Genomic DNA, 18735 nt, shown 5'->3' on the forward strand with positions numbered 1-18735 from the left:
TTTATTGTTCTGCCTTTTATTTCGGCTCGCATGGGCAGCCAACACAATAACTCCCCTGCTGTTTTTTATAGTCCATACAACAACTCACCCTCGCAACTTGCAGGCTACCTTGTGGGTCTTCAAATAATGTTGCTCGGGGTTCAAGAGGCAGTTCTAAATCTTGCAACCAATGTTGAAATTCATGCTCGACAAGTTCGGGCTTAATCACTTGCTGGCTAGCTTTTGCTCCACGTAACATCATATCCAATACCCCATCGGCGATATTTCGATAAGCGGTACTAGGGCTGATCCGAGCCACTTGGCTAAAATCTTTTAGCAACTGATCCAGCAAAACTCGTAGAGATTGTGTAATTGATTTACGTAGTAACGCAGCAGACTCAAATTGCTGCCAAAGCGCTAACTCGTTAGCTTCAAAACGATAACCAAATACATTGCCTAAATGATAACGCTGACTCAAACGAGATAAATCGGGGCTGGCTTGCACTTGGTAACAAGCAATCAAGGCAAGGCTGATCGGTTGCCAAGCCAACATGCTCCAACTGCGACTTTGCCAGTAGATTTTGCCTGCTTCTGGATGCTGTAACTGCCAAAACTGATACAGTTCACCCATGCTATCTACAGAGCCTTCACGCACCCATTGTTCGGCCGAATCTACAGGACTCAGAAACTCAAAAGCTGCAACAGCAAATTGTTGCAGCATTTGGTTATAGTGTTTATCGCTATTTACCGTCATTACTACTCGGAGCTAGCAATAATTAGCTAGCCCCGTAACCCTTATTTAGAAGCCCATTTTTAGTCGAGCGACAACTCGACGTTCATCGTTTGACCAGCAGTTTAGTGTGTCATAACAACTGTAAGACTCTTTATCAAACAAGTTGGTTACTGCTAGCGATACCGCAGAGCTCTCTAACCCGCTGCCTAAGCGGCCAAGGCCATAGTTAACTGAAACGTCTGCCACTGTGTAGCCGTCTACGGTGCTGCTATTGGCTGCATCAATTTGAGTTTCACCAATGTAGCGCACACCACCACCTAAGGTTAAGCCGTCTAAGCTGCCACCAAAGAAGTGATAATTTGCCCATAAGTTGGCTAGTTGATCAGGTACCCATACTGGCGTTTTGCCTTCTAAGCCCGAGTTATCTTTAGTGATCTCAACATTTTGATAGGTATAACTTGCGGTAAGATCCAGATTAGGCGTTGCCCACCAGCGACCTTCCGCTTCAAAACCTTTCGATACCGATTCACCAACCTGAATTTGGTGATGCGGAGCACCATCTGGGTCTTGAGTTAAAGCACCTTCTTTAGTGATATGGAATGCTGCTAAGTTAAGCATTTGGCTCATATCCGCTGAGTTGTACTTAATACCACCTTCCCATTGGCTGCCAGTTGAAGGCTCAAACGCATTACCGTCTTTGTCTGTTCCCGGCGTTGGCTCAAAGCTGTCGGCGTAGTTAATGTATGGCGAAATACCATTATCAAACTCGTACAAGCCACCTAAACGGTAAGAGGTATTGTTTTGATCGACGCTGTCGGTGTAGTCACCAGCTAGGTGGTAAACACTGTCACTTTTGTATTGGTCAAAGCGAGCACCAGCCATAACAATTAGGCGGTCGATACGCATTTGGTCTTGAATATACACACCAGTTTGAGTGGTTTTATAGCTGTTTACTTGGTTATAACCGTCTGGGTTACCTTTGATGTAGTCGTAAACTTCATTCGGGTTTAGTTGATTATTGTCTGGCGCATAAATATCAATGGATGTTGTTGCTCCATCGTAGTAAGTCACCTCAGACTTTAGCTGCTGCCAATCAAAGCCAATCAATAAGCTATGCTCAACCATACCCGTGGTGAAGTTACCGTTTAATTGCGTATCGGTAGTCCAACCTTTAGAGCTTTCATCCGTTAGGTATGCACGGCGGTAAACCGTGCGCCCGTCTGTTGGCTCTAAGCCTACATTGTAAGTATTGTGCTGCAGTGCTTTTGCGTCTAAGTAACGGGTAGCGTGCAACAGGGTCCAATTACTATTGAACTCATGGTTAATTTTAAAACCATATAAGCCAAACTCGCGTTCAAACTTGTTCCAGTTTTCGTCACCGGTGAATAAGTTTTTCGACAGCTTACCGTTCGGATTGTCTAACACCGTGCCATAAGCTGGCATGGTGGTGTAAATACCCGCATGAGGATCGTTTTGATAATAAGCATTTAGGTTAACCAGCGTTTTATCGCTCACATGCCAATCAATCGACGGAGCGATAAGGTAACGCTCTTGCTTAGAAGTATCGGCCATTCCATCTTGTTTAGTTGCTTTACCCAAGAAACGGTAAGCAACATTGCTGTCACCTATTTGACCGCGCGAATCAACTGTTGCTTCTAGTAGGTTATGACTACCTGATGCTACGCTTACATCGGTAGCACGTTCCATAGTTGGGCGTTTAGCAATAAGGTTAACCATACCACCTGGCGGCATTGCGCCGTAAAGTACCGAGGTTGGTCCTTTAAAGACTTCTACCTGCTCTACCGCAAAGGCATCAATTTGTGGTTGTAGATTCCAAGCATTGTATTGCAGCTGTAAACCATCGTAGTAGTTTTGATAGTTAGTAAAACCACGAATATTGAATAGATCTAAGCGATTAACTGCCCCACCGCGCAATTGAGTGTGCACACCAGGGGTGTAGCGCAGTGCCTCTGAAACCGAGTTTACACCGCGTAAATCTAAGGTTTCACGATCAATGGTTGAAATTGACTGCGGTGTTTCTTCTGGCAACAGTGCTGTTTTAGTTGCCGTATTACGGTAAGTTTTTCCTAGTACCGTTAGCTTTTCGTCTGCTTGTTTTTCGCTAATGGCGGCTTCTTCAGCCAAAGCTGGTGCACTCAATGCAGAGGCCACCAGCATCGCAATGGTAGTGATTTTAGTATTAAACATGATCCGTTTGTTATCTCTTGTTAACGCAAAGTTAAATGCTACTGATAATGATTCTCATTTATGATTCTATACAGATCACATTTTAAAAACTTAACAATTTGGTGCAAATAACAAGATTTTTTGCATTATTTACAGCGAGATTGACTTAAATCATCATTTTTGAATAGGTAGGAAGTATTCCATAGTCGCGCTTGGCGACTGCGGTTGGTAGTTTTCGGGATAACATTCTAGCTCGTAGCCATCTACCCCTTGGTATTCAGATTCTGGCAACCATTGATGAATAAACCAATCGATAGTGGCAGCCAAGTCTTGAATAAGTCCGGTGTGGCTAACAATGGCATACAACTGCTGTGGCACGTTCCAGCACTGTAGCTGTTCAGAAGCGTCGCTTATTTGCTGGCTACCCGCCAAGTAATTAAGTTTACCGCTAGCGTGAATATTTAAGGTGTCTACCACCCCGGTTAACCCTTCACTTTGCATCGGATAAAGCTGATGAAAACTGCGCCATAAGGAAGGAACTTTTAGCTTAAAATCTGCTTGGGGGGTATACAAATTATCTATTTGCCCCGCCACACCGTAGACCTTAAATGCAGGGCGACTCTCTATGCGAACCTCTATCATTCGTTGAGTTTGACTGCGCGGGTTGTCCATTAGCACCATTGGGGCACTAATACCTTGGCAGTCACCGCGGCGTTTATACGCGCCGGGAGCCAGCCCAAAATGCTGTTTAAAGGCGCGGCTAAAGCTTACTTCAGAGTTAAAGCCATATTGCAGTGCTATGTCGGTTACTCGCATTTTGCCATCAAGTAATTGCTCTGCCGCTCGGCTCAACTTTTGTTCACGCACATACTTGGCTAAGTTTTTATTGGTGAGCTCTTGAAAAATACGTTGCAACTGCCAGCGCGACCAACAGCTTTGCGCGGCTAAATCATGCACACTCATGCTTTGCTCAATATTCTGATGAATAAAAGCAAGCAAGCTGTTTATGCGATTAAGCTGCGGGGACAGGCGCGACAATATAGTTCCTTATACATTACCGAATAACTGACTGTTGGTTGCTTAAAGGTAATACGATTCGCCTAAGCGTTTCAACGGCTGCCTACTTTTAACTTATTTAATTATAATGGCACAAGATTTTTATCTACCCTTTTATGGCCGAGGCATCTTTCTATAATGACCAACAACCAACACTTAGCCACAGCCTCTATGAATGATTAGCTTAAGCTTCTATTCGTTCACTATTTGCAACAATGCTTCCCACAAACGGGCATTACTCCCAGCTCATCGCTATGTAAAACTTTAACCAAGTTTTGAATTGAAACGGCAGTTAACTGCCACTCATTAAGTGAAGTGAGCGAGAGCAACAGTGCAGCGTTGTTGTTGAAGCAGACGTAAGCGCTAACAGCAATTTGCTCACAGGGGAGGAATAATGAAAATACTCTTTAATTTGTATGCATTAACATTGGCACTAATTGCTATTTTTTGTGCCGTGTTAATGACCGAGCCAGGCCAAACCATTGGTGTACCCCGAGACTGGGTTTTACACTATTTCCGCTATATGCCTTACTTTTGGGCTGCACAAGCCATTGCACTAGGCATTTTATGGTGGGCAAACAGCAAGGGAAAATATTGGAAGCCGATGTGGATGGCGCTGTCTACTGCAGGAGTCGCCGTTACCTTTTGGGCGCAATCTTATGCCATGCCAACGGCTTTTCCAACAGAGCAGTTTTCCGCGCAATACTACTCGGTAGAGCAAGCTGACAAACTGATTCCCGAAGAAGACTCACGGGTATACGTTGTTGAGTTGGGTGAACAAAGCTATATCTTTCCACGCTATCACTTACAAGTACCGCACGTGGCTGGCTTTGAGCAAGATGGCACTGAATATGCCGTTACCTACTGTGGTTTATCAAACTTGCCAATGGTGGTGGAAACTGATTATGGCTTGGGTGAGTCAAACTTACAGGTATTAGGCCAAGTACATAACAACCTTGTATTTAAAGACATCAATAATGGTACCGCTATTCAGCAAATCACTATGCAGTCTGAGTTTACCGAACACCAAACATCTGTGCTTCCTAATACCCAAATGGAGTGGGAAACTGCCAAAGCCTTGTACCCTGATGCTCAGGTCTACATTTATGGAATGGAACGCTTAATTGACGAAGTGCTGTTGGGTTTATTCGAACAACCACTTAAGAACCAACGTAACATTGAAAACCCAGATTTCATCTTTGATACCTTGAATTTGGACGATACTCGCTTAAATCCAAAACTAGAAATATTTGGTTATGACAATGGCAGTGAGCAAATTGCCATCGACCCAGGCTTTGCTAGAAATAACAATGGCTTTACCTTTGAGTTTGGCGGAGAAACCTTACAAATAGAAACCGATGGCGAAATTGTAAAGCTGCTTAATAGTGAAGGTAAACAAGTGGCAACTCATAACGGTGTTCACTACGGTATTTGGACGCAGTTCTTCCCCAACACCCTAGTACTTAGCTAAAAGCTTATCGCTGATAAACAACTAAAGGCCGCACTTGCGGCCTTTTTCAGACCTCGGCTAAATAGCCAAGGGTTTATTCACATACAACGCTTCCACAATATAGCGTTGCTCTGCCCCGCCACTCAGCTGGTTGAAGGGGTAACAGGTGATCAGGGTTAAGCGGTTATCGTCACTGGGCGCCATAAACTGGGTATCACTTTGGTGAGCAATTTGTGTATTCACCACCTGATATAGCAAAATTTCGCCATTACTCGCTTCAACCTGCAATAAGTCGCCTTTGTTTACGGCTGCTAGATTGGCAAAATGCGTATCGCGATGCCCGGCAATCACAGTATTGCCTACCTCGCCAATTTTTGCCCCGCTGAGTACTAAACCAGGACCAAATGCTAAGGTTCTGCCTGATGCGCCCGCCAGCACATAAACAGACTCAACTTGATGCTTAAAGCCGATGCTTTCTTGTTTGGTCACAAAACTCAGCTTGGCAACCGGATAGGTATCGGCCCACTGCCAAGGTTTATGAACTTGCTGATCATCTAAGGTTTGCTGCCAGGCTTGAGCAATTAAAAACTGGGCCAAATATGCTTTTGCTTGAATATAGGCACCGTGGCCTAATACCAAAACGCCCAACAAAAACAAGCTACAAGGTACTGGGTGTTTGGCTAAAAAACTTATGCTCATCATGTTCCCTAAACGCTGTTTATCTACAAAGTGAAAGAGTCTGAGCTAGCAAGCTTTGGCCAGTAGCTCGGAGATGGACGACCTAGATTAAATAGAAACCTTATGTTCAGAAGCTCTGGACCTTAGCGTAAATGACAGCCCTGCAAGCACTAACAGCATTACACCTAACAACATCAACAAACGGCTAGCGGTAGAGGTTTGCGGTAGCGCCGCTGGTTGCTGCCAACCATGCGGCATTCCACCATCTATTTGTTTATTTACAACAGGTAGGTTGGCCGGCCTAGCAGGCGTTACATCTACTGCAACCAAACTGGTTTGCGAACTCACTAGGTGATACTTAAGTGCCAAGGCCAATACTTGCTGTTCTACACGCTGTTGATTTATATGGCTTTTACTTAGCTCCAAGGCTGCAATATATTGGCGAGCCCACAGCAAATCTAAGCCGGCTGCTGGCTGCTTGGTTTGTAGGTTAAGGCTGCGTTGCCAAAACTGCTCGCCAATATTGCCGCTCACCACCAGTTGCGGATGCGCGCCGCTAGGCAGTTTTATGCTCAGCATTAGCGGTTGCCCTAAATAGAGATCTGGAATGTTAGCCGGCCAGTATTCAGGGACCGTACCATCACTAAATGCCAACTTAACATCACTCACCACAGGGTGAGCAATTTGCTTAAACAGACGTGTAACTTGATGCTTTACTTCACTTTGCTTGCCAATGTAGGTAAACGTACCCTTGCCTATCTCAGCAGCTCGTTGCATAAAATGGGAGTTAGGCGCCGAGCCAATGCCAATGGTGAACAAGCGATTATCAGCGAGGCGATTATCAATTAGTTCAAACAACGATTGTTCATCACTCACTGCACCATCAGTAATAAAAATCACTTGGCGTAAGGCGTTCGAGGCTGCTTGTTTGGGATCACTGAGCGCAGCGTTAAGTGCACCAAACATTTCGGTTCCGCCATTAGCGCTTAAGCCATTAATAAAGCGGCGCGCTTTGGCTTTATTGCTAGCATTGGCGCTAACTGCACTCGGCTTAAAACGACGATAGTTTGAATTAAACTCGATGATATTAAAGTAATCCCCTGCTGCTAATCCAGACAGGGCTTCATGCAAGGCCTCACGCGCTTGAATCATCGACTCTCCCGACATTGAGCCTGAGGTATCAATCACCAAAATCAACTCTCGGGATATATTTAATAAATCATCAGGCTTGCCCTGAGGTGGCATTAACATAAGTAAGGCGTAATCATCTTTTGCTGGGAGCTGGTTGTCGGCATGACTTAAACCGGTTTGGCTATACAAGGCCGCCTCTGGTCGACTGCCCACTATCGGTCGCCACTTTAAAACAAAGTCGCGATTGGCTTTGCTATCGAGCAAGCTTATGTCGATGGTGCCGTCACTACGAATGCTCTTTTCTATTGGGTGATAAAGACTCTCTAAGGTTTCGAGCTCAAAGCCACTATTTAGGGCTATATGCAAATCTACCTTTAGTGAGGGTTGGCTTCCAGCCTGCGCATATTGGCGAGCGCTATGGCGTAATAGCTGATAAGCCTGGTTAAATTCACTACTGTTATTTTCTTGTTGATAAGGCTCTTGCAGCAAACTGGCTAAAGACAAGGGCATTTCACTTTCATCGGCCAGCGTTCTTCGGGTTTGGTCTTTGAAAATTTGCGGGCTGTAACGTGGATTCACCACCATAGGAAAGCGTAAGCTAAATTCGCCATCTTCATAGCTGAGTTGCTGCTGATACGATATCTTCACCACCAAGATTTGGTTTGGCCCTAAATTAGCTACTGCAGTGGTAAAAATATTTGGCCGCAGCTGCTCAAGCAAACTAGCGCGCTTGCCCTGCTTTTTGGCTGTTTCGAAAGTGCGTTTGGCTTGTTTCTTTTCTTGAATCTGCCCTTCAATAACACGCTCTCCTACCACCAGCTGCATCTGATCGACCGCAGCATTATTGGGTAAAGGAAACATATAAGTGCCGTTTACCCACTGCTCAGTGTCATTGACAAAAGTTTGGCTCAAAGTAACCCTATTTGTCATGCCAGAGACTTGCATATTTACCTTTGTAGACAAAGGCAAACTGTACTGGCGCTGCCCGTTGCTATCGAAATACACCAAGCTGGCTTGCTCAGGTTGATCAACAACATCTCGCTCGGTGTGCAGTGCCGCTTGGCTGGGCGACACAAAGGCCGCCCATAATATGATGAATGCCCCGCCAAAAGAGACGCTATAGCAAAAGCGGGTACTGATTTTCAGTAGATCTATTTTCATAACGCTATCTCCTTTAGCTGCCATTATTACTGAGCGGCCAACATGCCTCGGTCAGACATCAGCTTTAAGGTGACTCGGCGGTCAAAGAAGTTGTTTTCTAAGTTAGCTTCGGCTTTTAAAGGAGCTGTGTCGCCAAAGGCTTGCGAATGCAGGCGCGACTCAGCAATTCCGTTATTAATTAAGTAGCGGCGAACTTCAGCTAAACGTTGTTCCGATAAGGCTTGGTTATAACTTGAGTCACCTTGGCGATCGGCATAACCAGTAAGGTCGAGTTTTAAATCGGGCGCTAAACTCATGGCGTATACCACATCGTCAAGCTGTTGTTTAAAGTGAGGCTCAATCACCGACGAACCAGTTTTAAACTGCACATTCAAACCAATGGCTAGCTCTTCAAGTTTTTGCTGTTGCGCCATTTTTAGCTGAGAGAGCTGAGCATTCACACGGGCATGTTGCTGAGTAAGTGACTCTAACTGCTCACTGCGTTTTGCCAGTACTTCAATTTCTTGTTGCTGCTCACCCAGTTGTTGTTGTTGGGCGGCTAACTCTTCTTCATCGGCAACCGATTTGCCTATCCAAACTCCAGTAAAACCGCCAATAAATGCGCCAATAGGTCCACCAACTAAAGCGCCGACTGCCGCGCCAGAGCCAAAACCAATCATTTCGGTTTTGCCATTTCGCTCTGTTGGCTGTATATCGCTATTCGCCATAGTTTGAGTAGATAGGCTTAAAGTGCTGATTACGGTTAATGCAATTAGGTGCTTTTTCATGAGTATGTCCTTCTCAGTGTGTTTAATTTAATAGGCTTAATTGTGCTTGCCCTTTCGATGAATCAATTAAACACCGCTGAAATGGCATTATCAGGCGGTAAAAATGGCAGTTCGCTTATCAATTGTGGCAACAAAATGGCAATTGCCCCGAAGCCCCCAAAGGCGCTTAAAAATAATGTATAGTCTATGCAAGTCAGCAGCTTAGAACTTAAGTATCAATATGAAACGAATTGCCATCGTAGAAGATGAAGCGGCGATCCGCGAAAACTACAAAGACGTATTGCAACAACAAGGCTACAGTGTGCAAGCCTATGCCAATCGGCCTACAGCACTGGCCGCTTTTAACACCCGCTTGCCCGATTTGGCGATTATTGATATTGGTTTAGAAGATGAGATAGACGGTGGTTTTTCCTTATGCCAATCACTGCGCGCTATGTCTAGCACCTTGCCAATTATTTTCTTAACCGCTCGCGATAGTGACTTTGATACCGTTTGTGGCTTACGTTTAGGTGCCGACGATTACCTCACCAAAGATATTAGCTTCCCACACCTAGTTGCCCGCATAGCTGCGTTATTTCGCCGTTCCGAGTTAGTCGGCGCTGCCCCAGAAGAGAACAACTTGTTAGAACGAGGTCCCTTAGCCATTGATGGCAATCGCATGCAAGTAACCTGGGATCAGCGAACCATCGAGCTCACCGTAACCGAATTTTGGATGGTGCATGCTTTAGCCAAACGTCCAGGACATGTGCGCAGCCGGCAAGAGCTAATGACCGAAGCAAAAATCTTTGTAGATGACAGCACCATTACCTCGCATGTAAAACGGATCCGTAAAAAGTTTTTAGCCGCAGACGCAAATTTTGAGTGCATCGATACGGTGTACGGCATGGGTTACCGCTGGGATAGCCTTGCCTAATGCTACCTGTATTACCTATTGGCCTGCGCGCCAAAGTCACCATCTTGTCACTGTTTTTGTTGTGCCTTCCTTGGTTGGGCTATCAATATGTCTGGGAGATGGAAAAATACCTACGCTTAGGTCAGGAAAAGACCTTAGAAGGCACCACTCAAGCACTTGCTACTGCGCTGCATGAGCGGCCAAAACTGTTTAACAGCCAAGCCAGCTTTTTAAGTCAAGTGCAAAAGGGCCGTGATTTATATGCTTATCCTTTGTCTGGCCCAATTCAGCTCGATGGCAAGCTCAACGATTGGCAAGAGTATCAGCATCGCATGCTGCGCTATGGTGAAGAACATGTTATTTATCAAGCAGATCCTAATATACCTTTAACTAGCGAATTTACTCACATGGTGGGTAAATTTGGCCGTTACCTGTACGCCTATTTTGAAGTGACCGATAGCGACGTGGTTTACCGAGGTAAAAACACCTTACGAGTAGATAATAACGACCATTTAGCAATTGCAACTTTAGCTCCTGACGGTCAGTTCCGCCGCTATATTGTTGCCACCACCGAAGATGGCTGGATCAACGCTTTTGAGTTACCGCTCGACCCCAGCCAAACCACACCCGTAACACCAGAGGTCAAGATTCAGGGTCAATGGCTTAAGACCGCTAAAGGCTACAATATTGAGCTACGGATCCCTCTTAGCATGGTGGGCAGCAAGTTAGGATTTTCTATCTATGATGTAAACCGCACGCCTAAGCGAGAATTGGTTTCAATTGTTGGTACTTCGGCCATTGATACAGTGGATAAACTTGGCACAGTACTGGTCCCTTCTCCGGAAATAGAAAGCATTATTAAAGGCATGAGCCACAACAGCTCACGCATTTGGGTAGTTGATAAACATGGCCGCGTATTAGCAAAATCTGGCGACATTCGAAGCACCCAAAGCATTTGGGCGCGTAGCTTAAGCCCAATAAACAAAGAAAGTTGGTGGAACAAGTTCACCAGCGAATACCTTCACCCTCTTTACTACAAGGTATTAACCAAACCACCTCAGGATTTTGTTGACTCATTACAAGACTCTACCCAATTAGATGGCAGCCACATTAAGCAAGCATTAAGCGGAAAACCGGGCTCTACTTGGCGATTGACCCCCGATGGGAGAGCTGTTGTATTGGCCGCTGCCAGCCCAATTTGGATAGACGATCAAGTAATGGGAGTGGTGATAGCAGAAGAAACAACCAACGGCATTCGTACCTTGCGTAATCGCGCTTTAGAGCGCTTGTTTAACATTATTTTGCTAGTGATGGGCGTGGGCACATTATCGCTATTTTTGTTTGCTTCGAGCATTTCTAGCCGCATTCGCAAACTACGAGACCAAGCAGAAAAAGCCATTGATAGCCAAGGAAGGGTTAAAGCTTCGCTGCAAGGCTCTAAAGACCGTGACGAAATTGGTGACCTTTCTCGTAGCTTCGCCAATATTGTTGGTCGTTTAGCGCAATATACGCATTATTTAGAAAATATGTCTTCGCGCCTATCTCACGAACTACGAACACCGGTTGCAGTAGTGCGTTCATCGCTAGAGCACTTAAGTTTGAAAACGCATGATCAGGATACGCAAAAGTACCTAGACCGAGCCCAAGAAGGGGTAAATCGCCTAAACATGATCCTCAACAACATGAGCGAAGCCACCCGTTTAGAGCAAAGCCTATCTCAAGCAGAAACCAGCGAATTTCCACTAAACAAGGTAGTCTCTGGCTGCATGCAAGGCTACCAGTACACTTACCCTGAACAGGCCTTCGACTGCGATATTAGCCCAAATACCATGCTGATAACCGGAGTGCCGGAATACATCGCTCAGTTAATGGATAAATTAGTGGCCAATGCTATGGAGTTTAGCCTTCCCAATAAGGCCATTAAAGTCAGTTTCCAGCAAGACAACAAAGATGCCGTATTGCTGATAAGCAACCATGGGCCCACCCTCCCCGACAACATGGTGGAGCAAATTTTTGAATCAATGGTATCTATTCGCAGCCAGCAAGCTCAGCAAAAACCGCATTTGGGTTTGGGCTTGTATATTGCTAGGCTAATAACAGAATTTCACGGCGGCACCATTAGTGCTCGCAATTTTACCGACAACAGCGGCGTGGAGTTTTGTGTGCGATTGCCTATTGAGTAATTACTTAAAGCTCTACTTAGCGCACATTTAGCAGAAATCTAGCAAGCTTAGTAACTCACTTTCTATACTTAAACGAATTGTTATTCGTAGAGTAGAACTATGCAGCGCTTGTTTACCCTTTTCTGTCTATATTGCTTTAGTTTGTCTAGCTATACAGCGCTAGATAAACTGAGCTATTTAACAGAAGATGCCTACCCTATTAACTATCTGGACCAGCAAGGACAAGCTCAGGGCTTCGCGGTTGAGCTATTAAAACTGATGTGGCAACAGATGGAGCATCCCGAGCAAGCAATTAAAGTTATGCCTTGGGAGCGGGCTTATTATTTATTGGAGCAGAAGCCAAACACAGTATTGTTTGCAACGGTTCTCACTGCCAAACGTAAACAATATTTTAAGTGGGTTTGCCCAATTGATACCGTTAGTGTTGTGCTGCTAGGCAAAGCAGATAGCACGCCAAACATTCAGTCACTTGAGCAACTCAATGAGTTAAAGGTTGGCGTTCTAAGAGCCGATGTTGGCGAGCAACTGCTACTGAACAATGAAGTAGACGATGGCAGTTTAATGCTCACCGACAGCTACCACCACCTAATAAAACTGCTAGTAGCCAATCGTGTTGACTTCATTGCCGAAACCGAGCAAACCATTAGGCACGCCGCCAAACAAAATAGCTATTCGCTAAGCAACTACGAAGTAAAATGGCTGCTTAACCAAGAACAGCTTTGTTATGCCTTTAATCAAGCCGTAGACGATACGGTGATTGAGCAATTTAAGCAGGCTTTAAAACAAGTAAAAGAAACCGATGCTTATCAAGAACTACTCGCCAACTATCAACAACAAAAGCTAAAGCCCTGAGAGCCTCATAACTACCAAAGCATCTTGCAGAGCTTTAGCATGATGACACTGTGCAGCTTAAAGAAATTAGCCCAATTTAAATCTAGGTAACTGGCTCACAAACCACTAAATTTCACGGCGATAATTACAGTAATCATTGTGATTAGTAGGCCTGTTGTTTAAGCCGCTAAGCAAAGCTGTAATTAAGTTCACGCTTTATTAATAAGCACTTACGCAAATAACGATATATCATAAACATTGTGCGATTATTTAAATCGGTGAGCAAGTATCAAACAATGGCTTAGGCTTAATAGACGTTCATGTTGATACTGTATCTAGGGATAGCTAATACAATGCTAAGGCAGGGAGCCAATTTGCAAAACTCGAGTATCCTAAAATATCTGTTTAAATGTATATTGCCTTTATTTACACTATTTGCAGCCTTAAGTTTTGCCGCTCAAGCTAGCAACAATGTATTAGTTATCCACTCTTACCATGCAGAGCACTTTTGGACGGGGTATCTCAAAAAGGGCTTAGATAGCTCGTTCAAAGAAGATCAAGATACTCGATTATTCCACGAATACTTAGATGCTAAACGCTATCCACAAGGTGAGTTCAATCTAAGCTTTTTGAAGTATCTCAAGACCAAATATGCCAGCACTGAACTAGATGTTATTGTTATTTCCGATGACCCCGCTTTCAACTTAATCCGCCATCATCGAAACGATTTTTTTACTAGCACGCCCATCGTTTATTTAGGCATTAATCGAGTAACAGAAGACGTTCTCCATGCTCCAAATATGACCGGAGTATTTGAAAACCGCGATATTGCCAGCACCATCACCAGCATCAAAAGCCAAAGCGGAGTTGATGAGCTGGTGCTAATTGTTGACAAAAGTGCCACAGGCTTAGCGAACTTAGCCAAAGCGCGCACGGTGTTTGGTAAACCTGGTGCACCAAGTAATATTCATGTCATTGAAGAGTTATCTTTAGATGATATCAGCGAAGTATTCAGCCAGTTCTCCAGTAATGTGCCTGTTCTGTTACTAGGGCAACTCATCAACCCAAACCAAAACAATGCGCTACTAAGTTGGAACCAAGGCACCGAGCAGTTGGTTACTTGGACTAATAACCCGATTTACACCATTGCCATAACCACACTCAAGTATGGCGCGGTGGGAGCAGATGAGCTTGATGGCCGACAACATGCGATGCGCGCAGCCGAGCTAGTAAAACGCATTCTAAGCAACGAACCAATAGAAAGCATTGAGCCCATCACCTTAGCGCGTAGCCAGTGGGTATTTAACTGGGAGCAACTAAACGAACACAGTTTTAAACTCAATTCCCTGCCCGAAGACGCTTTAATCATCAACAAAGAAGAAACCTTTTACGAGAAATACAAGTTGATGGTTCGCCTAGTAGTGTCGGCATTTATTGTGAGCATTCTAATCATCATCTTACTCGCCGAGGTTATTAGGCGCGGCAGTATCACCCGTCATATCCTCGCCGAAAACGAAACCCGCTACCGAGATTTAGCCAATGCTGGTGCGAATGTATTCTGGGAAACAGATACCGAGCAACGCCTTAGTTATATATCTGGCGAAACCCAAGCTCTGTATGGACAAGAGCCCAATCAACTTATTGGTAAAACTTTGGCAGAGCTGTGCAAACACGATCCCAACATAAGCTTTCCGTGGCTTGAATATGAAGCAGCCCTCGCCTACCAGCAGCCCATCAACAACTTAACTTTTAAGCTAAAGCTCACCAGTAAAGACATAAAAATATTCCTGCTTAATGGTAAGCCAGTATTTGATAAACACGGCTTATACATTGGTTATCGTGGCATTAGCAAAGAAATTACTGAAGAACACCTGTTGAGTAAAAAGCTCGCTTATCAAGCCGCTTATGATGAATTAACAGGTTTAATCAATCGTTCTAGTTTTAATGAAAAGCTTAAAACTTATGTGCAGCAATCTCAGCAGCAAGCTGTTAGTGGCTTTTTATGCTTTCTAGATTTAGACCGATTTAAGTTGGTTAACGATACTGCAGGTCATCTTATCGGTGATGCAATGTTGGCAGAAGTTGCCACTGTAATTAAACGCTGTACCACTCACCAAGATATTGTTGGCCGCTTAGGCGGTGATGAGTTTGGTCTAATATTGCCAAATAAAAGCCTTAGCGATGCCCAACAATTGTGCGAAACAGTTATTGCACAAGTTGATAGCTACCGCTTTCACTGGAATCAACGGCTATTTAACGTAGGTGTGAGCATTGGCATGGTGCCGATTACTGGCGCATTAAACGACACCGAGTTACTTAGTAAAGCCGACCTATCTTGCTACAAAGCCAAAGAAGCTGGCCGTGGTCGAGTTTATGTTGCCAATTTAAACGATGATGAGTTGTTTAATGAAGAACAACAAATGGGCTACATCGCCAATGTTGCCCAAGCAATAGAGCAAAACCAATTCTACTTAGCCAAGCAAGTTATTGCGCCAATAGGCCAACAAGATAGCCACAAACATTATGAGATTTTAATCCGCTACCGCGATGAACAAGGTAAAACCATTCCTCCTAATTTGTTTATCCCTGCTGCAGAAAAACACAGCGTGATAACCATTATTGACCAGTGGGTTTTAAAAACGGTATTCGAGCGCTATCAGCAGTACTTTCCCGAAGGTGATACCGTGGTATCGATAAATCTGTCGGGTCTTAGCTTAAGTAATGACGAATTTGTAAATCGGGTTAAAGAGCTATTACTAAGCTCGCAAGTTAACCCTAGAAACATCTGCTTTGAGATAACCGAAACCGCAGCAATATCACAGCTCTCACGTGCACTTGAGTTCATTAGAGAAATGAAAGCAATTGGGGTTCGCTTTGCCTTAGACGATTTTGGCAGCGGTGCTTCGTCATTTGGTTATTTGAAGAACCTACCAGTTGATTATCTAAAAATTGACGGCAGTTTGGTGGTCAATATTGTTAAACAACCTACCGACCGCGCCATTGTTGAGTCAATTAATGCCATTGCACATTTAATGAATATGAAAACCGTAGCTGAGTTTGTAGAAGATGCGGAAATTCACGCAGTGTTAGAAGAAATAGGCGTAGATTTTGTGCAAGGTTATGGCATTGGGAAACCTCAGCCTTGTGAGTAACAAGCAGATTTAGAAGGCGAGCAATGCTCGCCTTTAACTAGGGGCTGTTTAATTAAATAAACCGTCGCCAAAACTTACGCTGAAATCTCGACACCATACACTAATGCCGGCTAGCTGATCTAACTGTTGGGCATTGGCTAAGCTTAGCCTTAAGGTATCGTTGTTATACATCGGGCCATTAATAATGTCGCCGATAGCAAAACCACCTTGGGTATAATCGCTGCTTGGAGCACCATAAAATAATACGTCTGGACCACCACCATCGTAATTGAATCCGGTGACTTCAATTGTACAATTGTCGATGATCTCTACCCGCCCGCTCACATTGTGAGAAAGTGTGCTTAACATGGCGACTTGGCCAACTTTAGGGTGGTCGCTAGCATTACAACTAAAGCTTTGCGGCCCATTAATGCTCTCAACATAACTTGCAATGTCTACTAGCTCTTGGTCGCTGAGTCGTTGCTCACTCCAAAACGGCATGTTACCACCAGAGAGATTGGTGAAATAGCTGCTAGTACTAGGCCCCGAATTACGTACCTTATTAGCCACTTGTTGAGCACTTAAGCCGCTGCCCACAAGCGTTCTTGCTAGCCCGGTCCCTGCGGCATTTTGTCCGTGGCAAGTAGCACAAGTTTGATTAAATAGATCATGCCCAGCGCTTATATCCGCTGCACTAAAATCACTAACGGCTGCAAGCTGATTAAAGGCAATTTCTGTTGCATCACCACTATCGCTCAAGCCTACTAAATATTCTTCTAATGCCAACCAATCATTACTGTCGCTAACATAAGGGCTTGCATCCATCCAATCGACTCGACAATTGTTTACCGCATCAATCACTTCGCTAAACGTACCATTATAAAAGGCATTTCGGCGGGTAGCGTTTAACAAAGAATGCGCCGGCCGATGAAGTTGCTGCGCATCTAAGCCTTGCGCATTTTCACTGGCAGCATGACAAGTGCTACAAGAAAATTGATTACCAGCGGGCTCTGCTTGGCTAAATAGTTGCGCGCCGGTTAAGGGCTGTGAAGGCGTTCCACCATCACTTCCTCCTCCACCTCCACAGGCAGCAAGTAAACACGCTAATAACAGCGTGGTGGACCATTTTAAAGTTGCTTGAAGTAACATGGGCATTCCTTTGCTTTAATTATGTATTAACGCTAACAAAGCAAATTTCAAGCAACAAGCCGATTGGGCAAATGTTATCAAATTGTGATAATTAGCCACAAAAAAGTCGCCCTAAGGCGACTTATAAACAGCGATAAAATAAACCACTATAAGGCAGCGTTAAATCGCGCAAGGCCAGCGTCTAAATCGGCGATTAAATCGCTGGTATCTTCAAGGCCAATATGAACACGAATCAAGGTACCTTCGGCCTTCCATTGAGTTGCAGTGCGTAGCTTCTCTACTCCATTCACTCCCATGATCAAGCTTTCATAACCGCCCCAAGAATAGCCCATCTTAAAATGTTCCATTCCATCTAATAGCGCGGTTAATGCCGCTTGATTGCCACCTTTCATGACAAAGGAGAACAAACCACAAGAACCTTGAAAGTCACGTTCAAAAAACTCATTGCCAGGGCAGCTTGCCAAAGCGGGATGGCGAACATGATCAACATCATCACGCTGCGCTAGCCAATTAGCCACTTCTAAAGCATTTTTTTGATGCTGTGCCAAACGCACACCCAAGGTACGCATTCCGCGCATTGCCAAATAGATATCGTCTGGCGAAGTGCACTGACCCAGTAAATAAGAGTTTTCGCGCAGTTGATCCCAACAACGTTGATTAGCCACCGCGGTGCCTAACATTACATCGGAATGCCCAACGATGTACTTAGTGGCAGCCTGAATAGAAATATCGATGTCGAAATCAAAGGGGCTAAAGTTAATTGGAGATGCCCAAGTATTATCTAACATCACCACGATATCTTGGTTTGCCGCTCGAGCTGCAGCCACAATCGCTGGAGAGTCTTGCACTTCCATGGTTAAAGAGCCTGGAGACTCCAAGAAAATCACCTTGGTATTGGTTTGAATTAGCTCGTTGATAGCGCCGCCAATCATCGGATCATAATAGGTGGTTTCTATGCCATAGCGGCTAAGCAATTTGTCACAAAGGTCGCGAGTTGGTTCGTAGGCAGTATCTACCATGAGCAGGTGGTCACCATGCTTCAAGAAAGACAACAGCGCACCACTAATTGCAGCCGTACCACAAGGATACAAAGCACAGCCTGCACCGCCTTCTATTTCCACCATAGCCTCTTGAAAGGCAAAGTGGGTTTGGGTGCCCCTACGTCCATAAAACAAGGTTTTATCATGACGTTTAGCCGTGGCTTGTTTCATCTCTTTAACGCTATTAAATACAACAGTAGAACCACGAGATACCGGAGGGTTCACTAAGCCTTGAGTCCACTTTTTATCGCGACCAGCACTCACTATTTTGGTTGATTTTTTCATGGTAGTTAAATCCAGCTTGGTTTTTACAATACACTTAAGCATGCATTGCGCACTGACTGATTGAAGCGCTATAACAAAAAAC

General features: G+C 44.6%; 13 protein-coding genes. 5 read left to right on the forward strand and 8 right to left on the reverse strand.

Annotated elements, in window-relative coordinates:
- Positions 1–16: 16 nt before the first annotated feature.
- The 3 genes from K5609_RS12390 to K5609_RS12400 form a co-directional block, all read right to left on the reverse strand.
- Positions 17–733, reverse strand: coding sequence for a siderophore ferric iron reductase (locus K5609_RS12390; protein WP_221073915.1), 717 nt, complete (start codon positions 731–733; stop codon positions 17–19).
- Between the two features lie 45 nt (positions 734–778).
- Positions 779–2920 carry a TonB-dependent siderophore receptor gene (locus K5609_RS12395; protein ID WP_221073916.1) on the reverse strand — a complete coding sequence of 714 codons (2142 nt, stop codon included), beginning with the start codon at positions 2918–2920 and terminating at the stop codon, positions 779–781.
- A 153-nt stretch (positions 2921–3073) separates the two neighbouring features.
- Complete coding sequence (locus K5609_RS12400) at positions 3074–3937, reverse strand: AraC family transcriptional regulator (protein ID WP_221073917.1); 864 nt, start codon at positions 3935–3937, stop codon at positions 3074–3076.
- A gap of 412 nt (positions 3938–4349) precedes the next feature.
- On the opposite strand from K5609_RS12400, the gene K5609_RS12405 reads away from it, so the two are divergent.
- Positions 4350–5426 (forward strand): DUF3179 domain-containing (seleno)protein, encoded by a 1077-nt coding sequence (locus K5609_RS12405; RefSeq protein WP_215426440.1) that lies wholly within the window; start codon positions 4350–4352, stop codon positions 5424–5426.
- A 57-nt stretch (positions 5427–5483) separates the two neighbouring features.
- Here the strand turns inward: K5609_RS12405 and K5609_RS12410 are convergent, their stop codons facing one another.
- The 3 genes from K5609_RS12410 to pdsO all read right to left on the reverse strand — a co-directional run bounded on the left by K5609_RS12410 (position 5484) and on the right by pdsO (position 9142).
- Positions 5484–6104: a class GN sortase gene (locus K5609_RS12410; RefSeq protein ID WP_221073918.1), complete on the reverse strand. Its 621-nt coding sequence runs from the start codon at positions 6102–6104 to the stop codon at positions 5484–5486.
- Between the two features lie 87 nt (positions 6105–6191).
- Complete coding sequence (locus K5609_RS12415; protein ID WP_221073919.1) at positions 6192–8375, reverse strand: marine proteobacterial sortase target protein; 2184 nt, start codon at positions 8373–8375, stop codon at positions 6192–6194.
- A gap of 26 nt (positions 8376–8401) precedes the next feature.
- Positions 8402–9142, reverse strand: coding sequence for a sortase-associated OmpA-like protein PdsO (gene pdsO, locus K5609_RS12420; protein WP_221073920.1), 741 nt, complete (start codon positions 9140–9142; stop codon positions 8402–8404).
- 220 nt (positions 9143–9362) lie between these two features.
- On the opposite strand from pdsO, the gene pdsR reads away from it, so the two are divergent.
- The 4 genes from pdsR to K5609_RS12440 all read left to right on the forward strand — a co-directional run bounded on the left by pdsR (position 9363) and on the right by K5609_RS12440 (position 16200).
- Positions 9363–10055 carry a proteobacterial dedicated sortase system response regulator gene (gene pdsR / locus K5609_RS12425; RefSeq protein ID WP_221073921.1) on the forward strand — a complete coding sequence of 231 codons (693 nt, stop codon included), beginning with the start codon at positions 9363–9365 and terminating at the stop codon, positions 10053–10055.
- Positions 10055–12217, forward strand: coding sequence for a proteobacterial dedicated sortase system histidine kinase (gene pdsS, locus K5609_RS12430; RefSeq protein ID WP_221073922.1), 2163 nt, complete (start codon positions 10055–10057; stop codon positions 12215–12217). The genes pdsR and pdsS overlap by 1 nt, the downstream gene beginning before the upstream one ends.
- A gap of 99 nt (positions 12218–12316) precedes the next feature.
- Positions 12317–13069 carry a substrate-binding periplasmic protein gene (locus tag K5609_RS12435; RefSeq protein ID WP_221073923.1) on the forward strand — a complete coding sequence of 251 codons (753 nt, stop codon included), beginning with the start codon at positions 12317–12319 and terminating at the stop codon, positions 13067–13069.
- A gap of 353 nt (positions 13070–13422) precedes the next feature.
- Positions 13423–16200, forward strand: coding sequence for an EAL domain-containing protein (locus tag K5609_RS12440; RefSeq protein ID WP_221073924.1), 2778 nt, complete (start codon positions 13423–13425; stop codon positions 16198–16200).
- 48 nt (positions 16201–16248) lie between these two features.
- On the opposite strand, the gene K5609_RS12445 is transcribed toward K5609_RS12440, so the two are convergent.
- Together K5609_RS12445 and K5609_RS12450 are read right to left on the reverse strand one after the other, a co-directional pair.
- Positions 16249–17328 carry a DM13 domain-containing protein gene (locus K5609_RS12445; RefSeq protein ID WP_221073925.1) on the reverse strand — a complete coding sequence of 360 codons (1080 nt, stop codon included), beginning with the start codon at positions 17326–17328 and terminating at the stop codon, positions 16249–16251.
- Positions 17329–17474: 146 nt separating this feature from the next.
- Positions 17475–18653, reverse strand: coding sequence for a cystathionine beta-lyase (locus K5609_RS12450; RefSeq protein WP_221073926.1), 1179 nt, complete (start codon positions 18651–18653; stop codon positions 17475–17477).
- Positions 18654–18735: the final 82 nt, after the last annotated feature.

The organism is Agarivorans aestuarii, assembly GCF_019670125.1.
Lineage (GTDB): Bacteria > Pseudomonadota > Gammaproteobacteria > Enterobacterales > Celerinatantimonadaceae > Agarivorans > Agarivorans aestuarii.

What these genes read in the sequence shown, in the direction of transcription:
- K5609_RS12390 (WP_221073915.1), bottom strand. Translation starts at nt 733, where the DNA reads ATGACGGTAAATAGCGATAAACACTATAACCAAATGCTGCAACAATTT.
- K5609_RS12395 (WP_221073916.1), bottom strand. Translation starts at nt 2,920, where the DNA reads ATGTTTAATACTAAAATCACTACCATTGCGATGCTGGTGGCCTCTGCA.
- K5609_RS12405 (WP_215426440.1), top strand. Translation starts at nt 4,350, where the DNA reads ATGAAAATACTCTTTAATTTGTATGCATTAACATTGGCACTAATTGCT.
- K5609_RS12410 (WP_221073918.1), bottom strand. Translation starts at nt 6,104, where the DNA reads ATGAGCATAAGTTTTTTAGCCAAACACCCAGTACCTTGTAGCTTGTTT.
- K5609_RS12415 (WP_221073919.1), bottom strand. Translation starts at nt 8,375, where the DNA reads ATGAAAATAGATCTACTGAAAATCAGTACCCGCTTTTGCTATAGCGTC.
- pdsO (WP_221073920.1), bottom strand. Translation starts at nt 9,142, where the DNA reads ATGAAAAAGCACCTAATTGCATTAACCGTAATCAGCACTTTAAGCCTA.
- pdsR (WP_221073921.1), top strand. Translation starts at nt 9,363, where the DNA reads ATGAAACGAATTGCCATCGTAGAAGATGAAGCGGCGATCCGCGAAAAC.
- pdsS (WP_221073922.1), top strand. Translation starts at nt 10,055, where the DNA reads ATGCTACCTGTATTACCTATTGGCCTGCGCGCCAAAGTCACCATCTTG.
- K5609_RS12435 (WP_221073923.1), top strand. Translation starts at nt 12,317, where the DNA reads ATGCAGCGCTTGTTTACCCTTTTCTGTCTATATTGCTTTAGTTTGTCT.
- K5609_RS12445 (WP_221073925.1), bottom strand. Translation starts at nt 17,328, where the DNA reads ATGTTACTTCAAGCAACTTTAAAATGGTCCACCACGCTGTTATTAGCG.
- K5609_RS12450 (WP_221073926.1), bottom strand. Translation starts at nt 18,653, where the DNA reads ATGAAAAAATCAACCAAAATAGTGAGTGCTGGTCGCGATAAAAAGTGG.